Raw genomic sequence first — 15,464 nt, 5'->3', positions numbered from 1 at the left:
CCAGGAGCCGCCGCCCGGGGGGTGCTCCCGTAGTAGCTACCGTCAGGGGATCGCCACTGCTGCCGCAGGCACCGTCCAACACCTGCATCGAAAGCATTGCGGTAAGAGATACCGTATGTAAAAATCGTGGTCCTGCGCGGTGCTGCCCAGGCGGCTTTGCCTACCACCTCTGAGGTGACCCCTGTGTCATCGCCCGACGCCGACCACCAGAACGGAACCTGAACCGTGAGCTTGAGGATCGCTGTCTGTGTGAAGTACGTGCCCGACGCGACCGGTGACCGTCGTTTCGCCGCCGACAACACGACCGACCGGGATTCCGTGGACGGGCTGCTGTCGGAGCTCGACGAGTACGGCGTCGAGCAGGCGCTGAAGATCGCCGAGGCCTCCGGCGACGCCGAGGTCACCGTCCTGACGGTCGGCCCCGACGACGCCAAGGACGCCCTGCGCAAGGCCCTGTCGATGGGCGCCGACGAGGCCGTCCACGTCAACGACGACGACATCCACGGCACCGACGTCATCGGCACCTCCGCCATCCTCGCCAAGGCGATCGAGAAGGCCGGCTTCGACCTGGTCGTCTGTGGCATGGCCTCCACCGACGGAACCATGGGCGTCATCCCGGCCCTGCTCGCCGAGCGCCTGGGCGTCCCGCAGGTCACCCTGCTCTCCGAGGTCAGCGTCGAGGGCGGCACGGTGAAAGGCCGCCGCGACGGCGACAGCGCCACCGAGCTGCTCGAGGCCTCCCTGCCGGCCGTGGTCTCCGTTACCGACCGGTCCGGCGAGGCCCGCTACCCCTCCTTCAAGGGCATCATGGCCGCCAAGAAGAAGCCGTTGCAGACCTTCGGCCTGGGCGACCTCGGCATCGAGGCGGACGAGGTCGGCCTGATCGGATCCTGGACGGCCGTCACCAGCGTCGCCGCCCGCCCGGCCCGCACCGCCGGCACGATCGTCAAGGACGAGGGCGAGGGCGGCAAGGCCCTGGCCGAGTTCCTGGCCTCGCAGAAGTTCATCTAGTGCCGTGACGATCACCAACGCGTCTTGATGACCCTGAACGACTCTGGAGAGCTGAGCAATGGGTGAAGTCCTCGTCCTCGTCGACCACGTGGACGGTGCCGTCCGCAAGCCGACCCTCGAACTGCTGACGCTGGCCCGCGGCATCGGCGAGCCCTCGGCCGTCCTCCTCGGCGCCGGTTCCGCCGCCGCCGACCTCGCCGCCAAGCTCGGCGAGTACGGCGCCGCCAAGGTGTACGCCGCCGACGCCGCCGAGTTCGGCGACTACCTGGTCGTCCCCAAGGTGGACGCCCTGGAGCAGATCGCCAAGGCCACGTCCCCGGCCGCCGTGCTGGTCACCTCGTCCGGTGAGGGCAAGGAGATCGCCGCCCGCCTCGCGCTGCGCCTGGGCTCTGGTGTGATCACCGATGCCGTGTACGTCAGCGCAGGCGACGACGGCCCGGTCGCCACCCAGTCGGCGTTCGCTGCCTCCTTCACCACCACCTCGCGGGTCTCCCGCGGGGTGCCGGTGATCACGGTCAAGCCGAACGCGACCAGCCCCGAGGCCGCCCCCGCCGCCGGTGCGGTCGAGACCGTGGAGGTCGCCTTCGGGGCCACCGCGACCGGTACCAAGGTGACCTCCCGCACCCCGCGGGTCTCCACCGGCCGCCCCGAGCTGACCGAGGCCGCGATCGTGGTCTCCGGCGGCCGCGGGGTGGGTGCCGCCGAGGGCTTCGGCGTGGTCGAGGAGCTGGCCGACTCGCTCGGTGCGGCCGTCGGCGCCTCCCGCGCCGCCGTCGACGCCGGCTGGTACCCCCACACCAACCAGGTCGGCCAGACCGGCAAACAGGTCTCCCCCCAGCTCTACATCGCCAACGGCATCTCCGGCGCCATCCAGCACCGCGCCGGCATGCAGACCTCCAAAACCATCGTCGCCGTCAACAAGGACGCCGAGGCCCCGATCTTCGAGCTCGCCGACTTCGGCGTCGTCGGCGACCTCTTCAACGTTCTGCCCCAGCTCACCGCCGAGGTCAAGGCCCGCAAGGGCTGAGCACGGTAGCCGCGGCACAGGGCCCCGACGACGGCACCCTCCGGCTCACCGCGACCGGGGCTACGACCGGCGGCGGGGCTTGCCGCGCTTGCCGGCTTTGGGGGTGGCGGAACCGCTCCGGGGGCTCTTGCCGGTGGACTTGCGGGCTGTGGGGGTCCGCTGGGGGTCGGCCGGGGCGGGGCGCTTGCGCTTCGGCTGTGGGGGGGTCGGGCGGCCGCGCGAGCTGTTGACGGTCCGCCCGCGGACGATCCCGATGAACTCCTCCACCAGGTCCGTGGTCTTGTCCTCCAGCCACGACAGCGCGATGCGCGACTCGGGGGCGTCCGAGACCGGCCGGTACGTGAGGTCCCTGCGGTGGTGCAGGCGGGCGAGCGACTGGGGGACGACGAGGAGGCCCACTCCTGCCGCGACCAGTTCGATGGCGTCCGCCGTCGTGGCGGGGCGCTCGTTCGCGGGCCGTCCCGGCCGACGTTCCCATGCGAGGGTGTCGTCGAGGGGATGCAGCACGAGCTCGTCGGCAAGATCCTCGGCGGACACCTCGTCGACCGCCGCCACGAGGTGGTCCTTGGGGACCACGACCACCGTCGTCTCGGTGTAGAGGGGGATCGCGCTGAGGTCCGTCCGGTCGATCGGCAACCGTACGAAACCCGCGTCGGCGCCGCCGGCCCGCAGCACATCGGACGCTTCGGCGGCGGACACCGGGATGAGGGTCAGTGGGACGTCGGGCAGCCGCTCGTTCCAGATCCGCACCCACTTGGTGGGCGTCACGCCCGGGACGTACGCGAGCCGGAACGAAGGGGAGACTTCCGAGCCTGTCACCCCGCCAGGTTACCGGGCGTGGTCGGAGGTAGCGCACACGCTCGATACTCTTGACACCATGACGCCGCACCAGAGCACCCAGACGATGAAGCCCGCAACCGCGGCGAAGAAACTGGGTGTGTACCTCGAGGCCACGCCCGCCGAGTTCCAGGAGGGTGTCGTCTCGCGCACCGAGCTGAATGCTCTGCAGGCCGATCCGCCCGAGTGGCTGCAGGAGCTGCGACGCAACGGTCCGCATCCCCGGCCGGTGGTCGCGGCGAAGCTGGGCGTCTCCGTGTCGGGTCTCGCGCGTGGCGGGGTCACGGAAGCCCTCACCACGGAGCAGATCGAGGCGTTGAAGTCAGACAGTCCCGAGTGGCTGCAGCAGGAACGCGCCACCCAGGCCGAGGTCCGGAAAGAAGCGGTGCGCATCAAGGAGAAGAACGCCGCTCGGAGCGATGAACCGCGCCGGCCGCGTTCCTGAGCTGTTTCCCGCTGCCCCGGCGCCTACCGGCCGGCCGTAAGGCCATACATCCGGTAAAGAGGCGGTAAGGATCATCGCGGCGTTTGGTATCGGGAAGCTGAGTCCTCGTCGGCCCCGGCGCCCCTCATCCTTATCTCGGGACGTCGGGACGGCCTGCGGAACCCAGCCGTGCCGGACCCGTCCGATTCTGCGGGCGCAAGGCCGTGACCAGGGACTTCCCACGCGATCGGGCCGTCGGGCGGCATCCCCGCGAACGCGGCACGGCCGGTCCGTCGACGCCGATCGCCGGTAGCCAGTCGAGAAGATTGTCCCGCCTCCGAGCCGAGACTTAGGTGTGCCTACACTAAGTCCGCTGCGGCTGCTCCCGGCCGTGGTGATCGCTGTACGGAGAGAGGCCTGCGGTGTGGGACAACGCGTTTCCCAGCTTCCTGATCGGTCTGCGTGAGGGCCTGGAAGCGGGGCTGATCGTCTCGGTGCTCGTGGCCACCCTCGTACGATCCGACCAGCGGGCGCGGTTGCCCCACGTGTGGACCGGCGTCGCCGCCGCCATCGGGCTGTCCATGAGCTTCGGCGCGATCCTCACCTACACCGCGGCGAACCTGTCCGGGCCGGCGCAGGAGGCCTTCGGCGGCACGCTGAGCCTGGTCGCGGTGGTGTTCGTCACCGCGATGGTGTTCTGGATGCGCCGCTCGGCCCGCAGCTTCTCCGGGGAGATCAAGCAGAAGGTGACCGCCGCGCTGGGCATGGGCGCGGGCGTGCTGGTCGTCACCTCGTTCCTCGCGGTGGGCCGGGAGGGGCTGGAGACGGCGCTGTTCCTGTGGACCACGGCGCAGGCGGCCGGGGCGTCGGCGGGCCCGCTGACCGGCGCGGCGGCGGGGCTGCTGATCGCGGCGGGGCTGTGCTGGGGCCTGTACCGGCGGGTGCTGCACATCAACCTCACCCGGTTCTTCACCTACACCGGCGCCGTGCTGATCGTCATCGCCTCCGGGGTGGCCGGCTACGGCATGCGCGACCTCCAGGAAGCCGGGGTGCTGCCGGGTAAGGGCGCGTACGCCTTCGACCTGTCGGCCCATCTCGACCCCGGGTCCTGGTACGTCACGCTCGTGCAGGGCACGCTCAACCTCACCCCGCAGATGACCTGGCTTCAGGTGGTCGTTCACGTCGCCTACCTGGCCGTCGTCATGACGCTGTTCGTACGCGGCGTACGCGCCCCGAAGGAAGCCCCGGCCGCTCCGGCCGCGCCGGCGCCCGTGCCGGAACCGACAGCCGGACGCCGGACGCCGCGCCGGATGCCGCGCTGGACCGTGCCGGTGGCCGTCGTGGCCGTACCCGCGCTGGTCGCCGGCGCGGTGGTCGCCGTGAGCGACGGCAAGCCCGCTTCCGACAGCCAGGTCGTCCCGGTCTCGGCGGCCGACTGCGGCAAGGGCTTCAGCGCCCCCGACCCCGGACGCCGTACCTTCCAGGTACGCAACACCGGCAGCCGTACCGCCGAGGTCTACCTCATCGACCCGGTCACCAACGCCGTCTACGGAGAGGTCGAGGGCATCGCCCCCGGTACCACCCGCTCGCTCGTCGCCACCATCGGCACCGGAAGCTACGCCTGGCGCTGCGTTCCCAACGGCGGCAAGGCCGTGACCTCGGCCGCCGTCCGCGTCACCGGCGGCGGCAGCGCGGCAGCCGTACTCCCGGTGTCGACGAAGGACCTGGCCGCACCACTGGCCGCGTACCGGGCCTACGTGGAGAAGGGGCTCGCGGAGCTCCTGGCCCGCACCAGGACGCTGCAGGCCGACGTCGACGCCGACAAGCTTGCGAAGGCCCGCACCGACTGGCTGGCCGCGCATGAGCAGTACGCCTCGCTCGGCGCCGCCTACGGCACCTTCGGCGACTACGACAAGAAGATCAACGGCCGCACCGCCGGCCTCGCGAACGGGGTGACGGACTCCGGCTTCACCGGCTTCCACCGCCTCGAGTACGGCCTCTGGCACGGCGAGTCGGCGGCCTCGCTGGCCAAGCCGGCCCAGCAGCTCACCGCCGATGTCGCCGCGCTGCAGAAGGACTTCCCGACGCAGGACTTCGACCCGGGCGACCTGCCGCTGCGCGCCCACGAGATCCTGGAGAACGCCCTCGTACGCGAACTCTCCGGCGAGTCCGACTACGGCAGCGGAACCGGCCTGGCCACCACCGAGGCCAACCTGAAGGGCACCCAGGAACTCCTGGACGTCCTGCACCCGCTCCTCGTCAAGCGGGACGCGCAGCTCCCCGGCACCATCGCGACCTGGATGGCACGCACCGAGAAGCTGGTCCTCGCCCAGCGGTCCGAGGACGGCACCTGGACGGCCGTGTCGAAGCTGGACCCGCAGACCCGGCAGAAGCTCAACGGCACGGTGGGGCAGCTCCTGGAGACGCTGGCCCCCGTCCCGGACCTCCTCGAAGTGCGCAAGGCCGCGTGACGACGCCATGACCGACCGACACCCCCAGGACAGGACCGCCCCCATGAACTGCCCCGCCGGCCGCCGCACCTTCGTCAAGACGGCGCTCGGCGTCGGCGTCACCGGCGCGGCCCTCGGCGCGGGCATCACCGAAGCCGTCCTCGCACCCGCCCACGCCGACGCCGCCACCACCAGCAGCGGGACGGTTGCCTTCCACGGCGCCCACCAGGCCGGCATCCTCACGCCCGCACCGGCCGCGGCGGCTTTCGTCTCCCTCGACGTCATCGCCGACAACCGCGACGAACTCGCCGACCTGCTGCGCACCATCACCAGCCGCGCCCGCTTCCTGACCGCCGGCGGCACCCCCGCAGACCTCGGCGTCGGCGCACCGCCCTCCGACAACGGCATACTCGGCCCGACCGTGCCCGCCGACGACCTCACCGTCACCCTCGGCGTCGGGTCCTCGCTCTTCGACGACCGTTACGGCCTCGCCGACCGCAAGCCGCGCCGCCTCAAGCCGATGCGTACCTTCCCCAACGACGACCTGGACGCCGCCGAGTGCCACGGCGACCTCTCCCTGCAGCTGTGCGCCGCCCACCCCGACACCGTGGTGCACGCCCTGCGCGACATCGCCCGGCACACCCGCGGCGGCATGCAGATCAAGTGGAAGATCGACGGTCACGCCAACCCGTCCCGCCCCACCGGCGCCCAGCGCAACTACCTCGGTTTCAAGGACGGCATCGCCAACCCCGACACCGGCTCGACGCGCGAGATGGACAAGCTGATCTGGGTCACCGAGGCCGCCGGCGAGCCGTCCTGGGCGGTCGGCGGCAGCTACCAGGTGATCCGCATCATCCGCATGCTCGTCGAGTTCTGGGACCGGGTCTCGCTCACCGAGCAGGAGAAGATGATCGGCCGCCGCCGCGACACCGGCGCCCCGCTCGACGGCGCGCAGGAAACCGACATCCCCCACTACGCCAAGGACCCCAAGGGCGAGGCCATCCCCCTCGACGCCCACATCCGCCTCGCCAACCCCCGCTCCGCCAAGACCGACGCCGACCGCATCCTGCGCCGCGGCTACAACTACGACCGCGGCGTCGACACGGTCGGCAACCTCGACATGGGCCTGGCCTTCTGCTGCTACCAGCAGGACGTGGAGCGGCAGTTCGAGGCCACCCAGACGCGCCTCATAGACGAGCCGCTGGTCGACTACATCACGCCCACCGGCGGCGGCTACTTCTTCGCCCTCCCCGGCGTGAGGAACAGCTCCGACTGGCTGGGACGCACCCTCCTGAACGGCTGAGTCAGGACGCGTCGCGGTCACCGGCGGCCGGCCGGCTGCCGGCGTCGCCGGGCTCCCGGTGGGCGCGGCGCCGGCGAAAGTGCCAGACCACCAGGGCGGCGATCACGATGGCGGCCAGGACGAGCGCGAGGACCCGGCCGACGGTGTGCTCGACCTGGGTATAGGCGGAACCGGCGAAGTAGCCCAGCAGGGTGAAGCCGACGCCCCACGCGATGCCGCCCAGAGCGTTGAAGAACAGGAACGTGCGGTACGGCATGTGCGAGGCGCCGGCCAGGGCGGGCATCATCGCGCGGAAGAAGGCGATGAAGCGGCCGAGGAAGACCGCGACCGGTCCCCGGCGGCGGATCAGGTCCTGGGCGTCGGCGATGCGGCCCTGGTGCCGCTGAAGGGGCCGGGTGGTCAGGATCCGGGGCCCGAAACGGTGGCCGATCTCGTAACCGACGGAGTCCCCGGCGATTGCCGCGAGCACCACGCACAGGGCGAGCCAGTAGACGGAGACATGGTGCTGGCTGGCCAGGACTCCGCCCAGGACCACGGCGGTCTCCCCGGGGAGTACGAAGCCGAAGAAGAGGGCGTCCTCGCAGAAGACCAGGGCCGCGACGACGGCGTAGACCACCGCGCCGGACAGTCCGGCCAGCCAGTCAGTGATCGCGTTCATGCCTCCACTCTCCTTCGCGGGACCGTGTGGAGCACGGGCGCGGGCGCTGCACGGGCACTGCACGGGCACTGCACGGGCGCTGCACGGGCTCACCGTGAATCTACAGCGTGTAGTAGTTTGGTCGGGCGGTCGTCGCGAGTTCACTCGTACGTCATCGGCTGGTCCCCGCAGGAGTTCAAACGCGGGGCGGCGGCCGCCAGTGCCCGCCGCGTCTGCGTAAGGACCACTCCATGCCCCAAGTGCGCCACTGGCTGCGCAACTCGCTCATCGTGTTCGCGCTGACGATCGCCCTCGGGCTGGTCGCCGCGCACACGAGCCTGCTCCAGCCCGAGGAACTGCGCCTCGACCGCGCACTGCAGACCGACACCCGCACCGGCTGGCTGAACACCTTGATGCTCGGGGTCAGCGACATCGCGTCCCCGGTCGGCGGGCTGATCATCCTGGCGCTGTGGTGCGGCTGGCTGCTCCTGCGCAGCCACCGCCCGGTCGCCGCGGTGTCCACCTTCCTGGTGGTCGCCGTCGGCTGGAACAGCTCGGAGATCGCCAAGCTGATCGTCGCCCGCAACCGCCCCCCGGCGGTCTACTCCCTGGACCCGGAGATCGGCTCCAACAGCTTCCCCAGCGGGCACGTCGCCTTCACCGTCTCCGCCGTGGTCGCCGCGTACTTCCTGGCCCGCGGCACACGTTGGCAGCGTCCTGCGGCTCTCGGCGGCGTCGCCGCAGTGGCGCTCATCGCCTTCTCCCGGCTGTACATCGGCGCGCACTACCCGATCGACGTCCTCGGCTCGGTGCTGGTCAGCGGCTCCACGATCCTCTTCCTCACCGGCATCTGGCACGGCTGGCTGCTGCCCCGGCTGCACCTGGTCCCCTTCCTGGACCGCTTCGGGCCCGTTGAGCCGCCCGCCGCGCTCTCCGAAGAGGACGGCGCGGTCTCCTCCGTAGCGCACCATTAGGGGACCCAGTTCCCCCAGGCCCGGTACGGAGGACCTGCAGCCGTGACCTCTCGGATACCCGGCGACGCCGACGCCGTAGCGCGGTGGCGGACCTGGCCGCTGTACGCGGCGGGCTTCACCACGGCCTTCGGCGCGCACGGCATCGCCGCCAGCCTCGGCCGGTACACCGAGGGGCATGCCGACTCGCTGCTGGTGCTGGGCGGGCTGCTCGCCCTGTACGACGGCGCGGAGGTGCTGCTCAAGCCGGTGTTCGGAACGCTGGCGGACCGGGTGGGTGCCCGGCCGGTGCTGCTGGGCGGGCTGCTCGGCTTCGCGGCGGCCTCCGTCTGCTTCGTAGTCGCCGACAACGCCGGTCTGTTGTGGGCGGCGCGGCTCGGCCAGGGGGCGGCCGCCTCCGCGTTCTCCCCGGCCGCCTCCGCGCTGGTGGCCCGGCTGCATCCGCAGGGCAAGCGCGGCCGGGCGTTCGGCTCGTACGGCTTCTTCAAGAGCGTCGGCTATACGGCGGGCCCGCTGCTGGGCGGCGCCGTGATCGCGCTGGGCGGGCTGCGGCTGCTGTTCGCCGTCATGACGGTGCTGGCCCTGGCGGTGGCGGCGTGGGCCTTCGCGGTGGTCCCGGCCGTGCCGCCGCTGCCCCGCGCCCGGCAGACGGTGCTCGACCTGGCCCGCCGGCTGGGCGAGGGCAGCTTCCTGCGGCCGACCGCCGCGCTGGCCGCCGCCACGGCCGCGTTGTCGGTCGGTGTCGGCTTCCTGCCCGTGTCCGGCGCGGCGGCAGGCCTGGGCCCGGTCGCCACCGGCGCCGCCGTCTCCGTACTGGCCGCCTGCGCCGCCCTCGTACAGCCCCGGGCGGGCCGGGCCCTGGACGCCGGACGGATCACCGTCGCCACCGGCATCACCGCCGGGCTCGCCCTCACCTCCGCCGGGCTGGCCGCGGCGATGCTGCCCGGGCTCGCCGGCGTGCTGCTCGCCGCTGTCGGCATCGGTGCCGGTACCGGCGTCGTCACCCCGGTCGCCTTCGCCGCCCTGGCCGCGGCCACCCCGGAGGAACGTATGGGCCAGACGATGGGCGCCGCCGAGCTCGGCCGCGAACTGGGCGACGCGGGCGGTCCGCTCCTGGTCGCCGCCGTCGCCACGGCGGCGACCCTCACGGCCGGGTACGCCGCCCTGGCCCTGCTCCTCGCCGCCGCGCCGGTCGTCGCCCTGGGCAGCCGTGGTCGAAAGGCAACTCCAGCCACAGGCGATCCCCGGCCATGACCGCCCCGGTCAGAAGTCGATCCGCATGACGACCCGCCTGAGCGTGGGCTTGCTGACCTCGGTAAACCCCGCGTCGGCGAACACGTCACGGCTCCCGACGTGGAGTTCCCCCCAGGTGATCTCCACTCCTGGCTGTGTGATCATCGGGTACGCCTCGAGCGCACGAGCCCCGCGGTCGCGCGCGAAATCGACCGTGGCGCGTGCGAGCGCGTAGGTGATGCCGCGGCGGCGGAAGGACTTGCGGGTGACGAAACAGGTCACGGCCCAGACGCTGTCGTCGGTCTTGTCCTCCTCCCGGCCGGTCCAGGGGACGCGGGTACGGAGCAGCCGGAGGTAGGCCGTTCGGGGCTCGACCGCGCACCACCCGACCGGCTCGCCGTCCAGATAGGCGACGAGGCCGCTCGTCGAAGGAGCACCGGCGTCGCCGCAACCGGTCTGTTCGCGCAGCCGCTCGGCGCGTTCGTCGTCGGAGACCGAGGCCCAGTGGGAGTCCCGGATCTTGTAGCGCTGGCACTGGCACTTGGACGGGTAGTCCGTTGTGCCGAAGATCGTCCGCAGGTCGTCCCATGACGCTTCGTTGGCGGGGACGATCGAGATCTGATAATCCGTGATCTGCTGGGTCATGGCTGAGATCATCGCAATCCGGGAGACACGGGGGTCACCGGGGTGGGTCCTCTCCTACGAGCCCGTCCACCGACTCCCGGATGAGGTCGGCATGGCCGACATGCCGTGCGTACTCCTCGATCAGATCGATCAGAATGCGCCGCAGGCTGGGTGCCCGGCCGTCGGGCCGGCCACGCTGGGCCAGCCGGTCCAGGCCGCCGTCGGCCAGCGCCTCCGTAACGAGGGAGCGGGAGCGGGCCACGGTGTCCTGCCAGAGCGTCAGCAGCTGCTCCGGGGTGTCCTCGGCCGCCGATCGCCACTCCCAGTCGGGGTCGGCGTCCCAGTCCACCGTGTCCCACGGGGGACTCGGCTGCCGCCCGAACAGCCGCCCGGAGAAATAGTCGTCCTCGACCAGGGCCAGGTGCTTGAGCAGCCCGCCGAGGGTCATCGACGACTTGCCGACCGTCGCCCTCAGGCCGGCCGCGTCCAGTCCCCCGCACTTCCACGCCAGGGTCGCGCGCTGGCGCTCCAGGGAGCCCAGGAGGGTCGCGGTTTCGTCGCCCGCGACCGGAGGTTCCGAGAGAACCGACTCGTTGTTGTCACTCATGGCGAGCACGCTAACCTCTATTCCGGTCGATCCACTTCCGGAATGCGGAGTGATTGCTGATGGTGCACGACACGAGCCCAACGGCCCGGACGCTGCTGGTCCTCGAGCTGATCCAGAACAGCCCCGGCATCACGGCGGACCGGCTGGCGGACGGGCTCGGTGTCTCCGAGCGGGCGGCCCGCCGGTACGTCGGCATCCTGCGGGAGGCCGGTGTCCCGATCGAGTCCACCCGGGGCCCTTACGGGGGTTACCGCGTCGGGCGTGGTCTGCGGCTTCCGCCGCTGATGTTCACCACCCCCGAGGCGCTGGGGCTCGTCATGGCCGTACTGGAAGGACGTCGCAGCGCAGCTGACGCGGCCGACCCGGTGGAGAGCGCCCTCGGCAAGATCATCCGCGTTCTTCCCGATCCCGTCGCCAAACCGGCCGAGGCCGTCCGGAAGGTGAGCGCACTCGGCCCGGATCCCGGCGCCGCGAGCCCCAGCCCCGAGACGACGGCCGTCCTCGTTCAGTCCTGCGCCTCGCGTCGCCGGCTGCGGCTCGGATACCGAAGGGGGCCCGGAGTGGAACGGGTCATGGAAGTCGATCCGTGGGCCGTCGTCGTGCGTCACAGCCGGTGGTATCTGCTGTGCTGGTCGCACGCGAAGAACGCCAGACGAGTCCTCCGCGTGGACAGGGTTGCCACCGTCGACGTTCTCCAGGACACCTTCATCCCTCCGGCTGGTCTCGACCCGACGCAGACGCTGGAAGAGCACCTCGCCGAAGGCTGGAAGTACGAGGTCGAGGTCGTCGTCGACGCTCCCGCCGCCATGGTCGCCCAATGGATTCCGCGGAACCTGGGCCGCCTCGAGGCGATCGACGCGGACCACACCCACCTCGTCGCCACCACCGACGAACCGGACTGGTACGCCGAACAACTCTCGGCCGTCAAGGCGCCGTTCCGCATCGTCAGGCCACGGGAACTACGGGATGCCGTGCACGTTCTCGGACAACGGCTGCTGCGGGCGAGTGCCCAGCCCTCGTAGCGGAGCCCTCCCAGGAATCGAGGCCCGCACCCGGCGGCGAAGCATCAAGACCCCGTTCGGTTTCGCCGGCGCCGCCGCCGAGGTCGCCCCGGGCGTTGACCTCACCGGCCTTCGCCCCCGCTCGGACTGAGTGGCCGTCCGGTCGGAACCCCCGGACGGCCACTGGCGTCTAGCGCAGCCCGTGCCGGTCGGCCCATGCGGAGACCGCGGCTGCGATCTCTTCCGGGCGGTCCTCCGGGGCGTGGTGCGCGGCCTCGCCGCAGGGGACGGTCTCAAGCGAGGCGATATGGGTCTCGCACCAGTCGGCCATCTCCTTGCCCAGGAGCAGTGTGGGCGAGCCCTCGAAGGTCATGAGCAGCTTGGGGACGCTCGTACTGGTCGCGAGCCACGCGTCGTACGCCTCGATGCGGGCGACCAGTTCGGCCGGCTCGCCGCCGAGCGGGAGCTGCCGTGCCCAGGCGAGAAGGGGGCGCCGGCTCTCGCGGGTCGAGTAGGGGGAGAGGTAGACCTCCAGGTCGTCCTCGTTCACGGGGGTGAGTACGCCACCGCCGGTGAACGCCATCCTGACCAGCACGTCCTGATCGAGAAGGGCGTCCTCACCGGCGGGAGCGAGAACCATTTCGGAGCGCCGGCGCGCCTGGGGCGACAGGTCCTCCCAGGCCATCGGCTTGACGATGGTCTCCAGGAAGGCGATGCCGCGTACGCGTTCGGGGTGCCGGGCCGCCCGGTCGAAGGCGAGCGCGCCGCCCCAGTCGTGGCCGATCAGGATGACCTGGTCCAGGTCGAGGGCGTCGAACCAGGCGTCGAGGTAACGGGCCTGGTCGGCGAAGCTGTAGGGGATGTCGGGCTTGCCGGACTGCCCCATCCCGATGAGATCGGGTGCAAGCAGCCGCCCCTCCCCCACGCGGGGAAGCACGTTGCGCCACAGGTACGAGGAGCCGGGGTTGCCGTGCAGGAAGACCAGAGGCGTTCCACTCCCCTTCTCCTGGTAGTGGATGGTCGAGTCGAGAACGTCGATCGTCGGCATGGCGGTGTCCTTCCGTGAGATGTGTCAGGTCCGCGTGGCGAGGTCCCCGGGCCGCCAGAACGGGGTCACCTGGACGGCGGCGGGCTCAGGGGCGGCGGTGTCGCGGACGAAGGCGGCGATCAGGTTCGCCCGCACCGTGGCCCGGTCGCCGTCGAGGTCGATGAGGACGCCCGACGTGGTGTGCTGGATCGCGGCGAAGTCGGCGTGGATGCGGCGTGCCTGGGCGGTGATGGCCTGCAGTCCTTGGGACCGGCCGCCCTGGGTGTGGACGGTGGCGTCCTCGGTGAAGACGGTGCCGGCGTCGTCGAAGCGCTGCTCGTCCAGCCAGAGGCCCTGACGGGCGAGCAGGGTGGCGAGGTCGGCGCGGTCCGCCAACTCCTGGAGCGGGCCGAGGCCTTCGGCCGGGGTCGGGGTCGGGGTCGGGGTCGTCATCTCAGGTCCGCGCGGCGTTGAGGCGGGTGGTGACGAGGGTCAGCACGCGGCCCGCGGTCGCCAGGTCGTCGGCGGGGATGTCCGCGTAGACCCGGGTGACGACCTCGTCGACGGCGCTGCTGATCTGCCGGAAGAGCGCCTGGCCGGCGTCGGTGAACCCGAGACGGGACGCCCCCTCCCCGGGCAGGTGCTTCAGCAGCTCGGCGGTGGTCAACTCGGTGACGGCCGCGAGCGCCGCCGAGTCGTCGATCTGCAAGGCGCCGGCGATCGCGCTGCCGAGCTGGTCGCGGTCGGCGCTGCCGCCGCTGACGGCGGTGAACTTGAGCGCCACCCATTGGTTCATGGTGGTGCCGGTCCGGGCCAGGATGCGATCCAGGACCGGCTTGTGGGCCTTCTCGGCCTGACCGACGATCTGCGGGTTGAGGGCCGGGGCGGGGGCAGTGGTGGTCACGACTACTCCTCCATGGATCCGATAGTCCTTCTAACGTTCGCAGCACTAATGTTTATGCCACTACCGACCGTATATCGTTAGGGCGACTAACGCAACGGGTAGGATCACCGGCATGAGCACCGCCGACGACACGACCGACGCCATGGACGACAGCGGGGACGGCAGGCCGACGGCCGCCTGGCTGCAGAGCATGCCGAGCCGTCTGCTGGCACACACCGCGATGCACGCCGACCGCCTGGTGAACGAGGGGCTGGCCGGCGCGGACGCCCGTAAATGGCACTACGCCGTGCTGGTGGCGCTGCGGGAGTCCGGCGCGGCGAGCCAGTCGACGCTGAGCCGCCGCACCGGCATCTACCGCAGCGACCTGGTCGCCGTCATCAACGAACTGGCCGACCGCGGCCACGTCGAGCGCACGCCCGATCCCGACGACCGCCGCCGCAACGTCATCACCATCACCCAGCAGGGCCGTCACCACCTGCGCCGGCTCGACAAGCTGGTCGCCGAGATCCAGGACGACGTGCTCGCGCCCCTGACCCCACCCGAACGCGACCAGTTCACCGGCTTCCTGACGCGCCTTCTGGACCACCTTTCGCTGAAGGATAAGGGCGACACCACGGGAGCGCCGCCGCTCGCCTGAAGGGTCGGAGGGTGGGCAACGTGGTCATGGCCCGGCGTTGTTCACATGGTCGACCCGACGGTCACGAACCCCACGTTCGCCGACTACTGCGCCTTCCGGGCGGCCGCGATCGCCTGACGCGCGCTCTGCGCACCGATCCCAGAGATCTGCAGGAGGGTGTACTCCCGTGCCTCCAGGACCGTGCGGACGGTGGAGTACCCGGCCCGCTCCAGGGCGCTCCGGACGTCGGTGCGCAGTTCGGCATGGTCCGCGACGTGGCGGCCTCTCCCCCTGTTCCGTCACAGCGCCGGCGGACCCGGTGGGCGCACCATGAAGACGTCGATCGGGTCCTGGGTTTCCACCACGAACCCGTGGCGCTCGTACAACCGCCGGGCGGCACTGCCCTGCAGGACGTTCAGGCGGATGCTCACACCCTGGGTGTCGACTGGGGTGAGCACCGCGCGCAGGACGGCCGAGCCGAGGCCCCGGCCCTGATGGTGCGGCGCGAGGTAGAAGTGCTCCAGCCACCAGCCGTCCTGGGCGGGCCGCAGGGTGACGCACCCCGCGATGGCACGGTCGATCTCGATGATCGACGTGTACCGCGGGGAGAGGGAGTCCCGCAGGCGCTGCCGTACGCGTCGCTCGTCGAAACGGCCCAGACGCTCGAGGTCCGCCCGCATCACCGTCGCCCGCAGTTCAGCGATCACCTCGATGTCGGCCGGCTCCGTGGCACGCAGCAACCACCCCGACTGCGTGCCGGCCGGCCTCGCGCGCTCATCCATGGCTGGAGTA

General features: G+C 71.3%; 17 protein-coding genes. 9 read left to right on the top strand and 8 right to left on the bottom strand.

Annotated features, from left to right (window positions below):
* The first annotated feature begins 225 nt into the window (after positions 1 to 225).
* Complete coding sequence (locus ACFXJ5_RS30565; protein ID WP_384638072.1) at positions 226 to 1,011, top strand: electron transfer flavoprotein subunit beta/FixA family protein; 786 nt, start codon at positions 226 to 228, stop codon at positions 1,009 to 1,011.
* Between the two features lie 58 nt (positions 1,012 to 1,069).
* Complete coding sequence (locus ACFXJ5_RS30560; protein WP_384638069.1) at positions 1,070 to 2,038, top strand: electron transfer flavoprotein subunit alpha/FixB family protein; 969 nt, start codon at positions 1,070 to 1,072, stop codon at positions 2,036 to 2,038.
* A gap of 60 nt (positions 2,039 to 2,098) precedes the next feature.
* Here the strand turns inward: ACFXJ5_RS30560 and ACFXJ5_RS30555 are convergent, their stop codons facing one another.
* On the bottom strand, positions 2,099 to 2,857 hold the full coding sequence (locus ACFXJ5_RS30555) for a LysR family substrate-binding domain-containing protein (RefSeq protein ID WP_384638066.1): 759 nt from the start codon (positions 2,855 to 2,857) through the stop codon (positions 2,099 to 2,101).
* Positions 2,858 to 2,915: 58 nt separating this feature from the next.
* On the opposite strand from ACFXJ5_RS30555, the gene ACFXJ5_RS30550 reads away from it, so the two are divergent.
* From ACFXJ5_RS30550 to efeB, 3 genes are all read left to right on the top strand, one after another.
* Positions 2,916 to 3,320: a DUF5997 family protein gene (locus ACFXJ5_RS30550; RefSeq protein WP_384638063.1), complete on the top strand. Its 405-nt coding sequence runs from the start codon at positions 2,916 to 2,918 to the stop codon at positions 3,318 to 3,320.
* 401 nt (positions 3,321 to 3,721) lie between these two features.
* Positions 3,722 to 5,770 (top strand): iron uptake transporter permease EfeU, encoded by a 2,049-nt coding sequence (efeU, locus tag ACFXJ5_RS30545; RefSeq protein WP_384638061.1) that lies wholly within the window; start codon positions 3,722 to 3,724, stop codon positions 5,768 to 5,770.
* Positions 5,771 to 5,813: 43 nt separating this feature from the next.
* Positions 5,814 to 7,052 (top strand): iron uptake transporter deferrochelatase/peroxidase subunit, encoded by a 1,239-nt coding sequence (gene efeB / locus ACFXJ5_RS30540; protein ID WP_384638058.1) that lies wholly within the window; start codon positions 5,814 to 5,816, stop codon positions 7,050 to 7,052.
* 1 nt (position 7,053) lies between these two features.
* Here efeB and ACFXJ5_RS30535 read toward each other — a convergent pair whose 3' ends face one another.
* Positions 7,054 to 7,710, bottom strand: coding sequence for a DedA family protein (locus ACFXJ5_RS30535; RefSeq protein ID WP_384638055.1), 657 nt, complete (start codon positions 7,708 to 7,710; stop codon positions 7,054 to 7,056).
* Between the two features lie 230 nt (positions 7,711 to 7,940).
* Between ACFXJ5_RS30535 and ACFXJ5_RS30530 the strand changes: the two genes are divergently transcribed.
* Together ACFXJ5_RS30530 and ACFXJ5_RS30525 are read left to right on the top strand one after the other, a co-directional pair.
* Complete coding sequence (locus ACFXJ5_RS30530; protein WP_384638052.1) at positions 7,941 to 8,663, top strand: phosphatase PAP2 family protein; 723 nt, start codon at positions 7,941 to 7,943, stop codon at positions 8,661 to 8,663.
* A 42-nt stretch (positions 8,664 to 8,705) separates the two neighbouring features.
* Positions 8,706 to 9,914, top strand: coding sequence for an MFS transporter (locus ACFXJ5_RS30525; RefSeq protein WP_384638050.1), 1,209 nt, complete (start codon positions 8,706 to 8,708; stop codon positions 9,912 to 9,914).
* Between the two features lie 9 nt (positions 9,915 to 9,923).
* Here ACFXJ5_RS30525 and ACFXJ5_RS30520 read toward each other — a convergent pair whose 3' ends face one another.
* Entirely contained in the window at positions 9,924 to 10,538 is a 615-nt protein-coding gene (locus ACFXJ5_RS30520) for a GNAT family N-acetyltransferase (RefSeq protein ID WP_384638047.1), read from the bottom strand.
* Between the two features lie 34 nt (positions 10,539 to 10,572).
* Entirely contained in the window at positions 10,573 to 11,124 is a 552-nt protein-coding gene (locus ACFXJ5_RS30515; RefSeq protein ID WP_384638044.1) for a DinB family protein, read from the bottom strand.
* Positions 11,125 to 11,183: 59 nt separating this feature from the next.
* On the opposite strand from ACFXJ5_RS30515, the gene ACFXJ5_RS30510 reads away from it, so the two are divergent.
* Positions 11,184 to 12,146, top strand: a complete 963-nt coding sequence (locus ACFXJ5_RS30510; protein WP_384638040.1) for a helix-turn-helix transcriptional regulator — start codon at positions 11,184 to 11,186, stop codon at positions 12,144 to 12,146.
* A gap of 169 nt (positions 12,147 to 12,315) precedes the next feature.
* Here the strand turns inward: ACFXJ5_RS30510 and ACFXJ5_RS30505 are convergent, their stop codons facing one another.
* The 3 genes from ACFXJ5_RS30505 to ACFXJ5_RS30495 are packed head-to-tail and all read right to left on the bottom strand — an operon-like array spanning position 12,316 to position 14,056.
* On the bottom strand, positions 12,316 to 13,194 hold the full coding sequence (locus tag ACFXJ5_RS30505; protein WP_384638119.1) for a haloalkane dehalogenase: 879 nt from the start codon (positions 13,192 to 13,194) through the stop codon (positions 12,316 to 12,318).
* 3 nt (positions 13,195 to 13,197) lie between these two features.
* Positions 13,198 to 13,605: a nuclear transport factor 2 family protein gene (locus ACFXJ5_RS30500; RefSeq protein ID WP_384638038.1), complete on the bottom strand. Its 408-nt coding sequence runs from the start codon at positions 13,603 to 13,605 to the stop codon at positions 13,198 to 13,200.
* Between the two features lies 1 nt (position 13,606).
* Positions 13,607 to 14,056 carry a hypothetical protein gene (locus ACFXJ5_RS30495; RefSeq protein ID WP_384638035.1) on the bottom strand — a complete coding sequence of 150 codons (450 nt, stop codon included), beginning with the start codon at positions 14,054 to 14,056 and terminating at the stop codon, positions 13,607 to 13,609.
* Between the two features lie 112 nt (positions 14,057 to 14,168).
* Here ACFXJ5_RS30495 and ACFXJ5_RS30490 point away from each other — a divergent pair, with 112 nt between their 5' ends.
* A complete protein-coding gene (locus tag ACFXJ5_RS30490; protein WP_384638032.1) occupies positions 14,169 to 14,693 on the top strand; it encodes a MarR family winged helix-turn-helix transcriptional regulator in 525 nt (174 codons plus the stop codon).
* A gap of 278 nt (positions 14,694 to 14,971) precedes the next feature.
* On the opposite strand, the gene ACFXJ5_RS30485 is transcribed toward ACFXJ5_RS30490, so the two are convergent.
* Positions 14,972 to 15,454: a GNAT family N-acetyltransferase gene (locus ACFXJ5_RS30485; RefSeq protein ID WP_384638029.1), complete on the bottom strand. Its 483-nt coding sequence runs from the start codon at positions 15,452 to 15,454 to the stop codon at positions 14,972 to 14,974.
* Positions 15,455 to 15,464: the final 10 nt, after the last annotated feature.

It is taken from the genome of Streptomyces sp. NPDC059373, assembly GCF_042751495.1.
GTDB lineage: Bacteria > Actinomycetota > Actinomycetes > Streptomycetales > Streptomycetaceae > Actinacidiphila.
This window is presented reverse-complemented; position numbering and strand designations above follow the sequence as displayed.

Bases quoted from the DNA above. Each gene is read 5' to 3' on its own strand.
- ACFXJ5_RS30560 (WP_384638069.1), top strand. From the start codon at position 1,070: ATGGGTGAAGTCCTCGTCCTCGTCGACCACGTGGACGGTGCCGTCCGC.
- ACFXJ5_RS30550 (WP_384638063.1), top strand. From the start codon at position 2,916: ATGACGCCGCACCAGAGCACCCAGACGATGAAGCCCGCAACCGCGGCG.
- efeB (WP_384638058.1), top strand. From the start codon at position 5,814: ATGAACTGCCCCGCCGGCCGCCGCACCTTCGTCAAGACGGCGCTCGGC.
- ACFXJ5_RS30535 (WP_384638055.1), bottom strand. From the start codon at position 7,710: ATGAACGCGATCACTGACTGGCTGGCCGGACTGTCCGGCGCGGTGGTC.
- ACFXJ5_RS30530 (WP_384638052.1), top strand. From the start codon at position 7,941: ATGCCCCAAGTGCGCCACTGGCTGCGCAACTCGCTCATCGTGTTCGCG.
- ACFXJ5_RS30520 (WP_384638047.1), bottom strand. From the start codon at position 10,538: ATGACCCAGCAGATCACGGATTATCAGATCTCGATCGTCCCCGCCAAC.
- ACFXJ5_RS30515 (WP_384638044.1), bottom strand. From the start codon at position 11,124: ATGAGTGACAACAACGAGTCGGTTCTCTCGGAACCTCCGGTCGCGGGC.
- ACFXJ5_RS30510 (WP_384638040.1), top strand. From the start codon at position 11,184: ATGGTGCACGACACGAGCCCAACGGCCCGGACGCTGCTGGTCCTCGAG.
- ACFXJ5_RS30500 (WP_384638038.1), bottom strand. From the start codon at position 13,605: ATGACGACCCCGACCCCGACCCCGACCCCGGCCGAAGGCCTCGGCCCG.
- ACFXJ5_RS30490 (WP_384638032.1), top strand. From the start codon at position 14,169: ATGAGCACCGCCGACGACACGACCGACGCCATGGACGACAGCGGGGAC.
- ACFXJ5_RS30485 (WP_384638029.1), bottom strand. From the start codon at position 15,454: ATGGATGAGCGCGCGAGGCCGGCCGGCACGCAGTCGGGGTGGTTGCTG.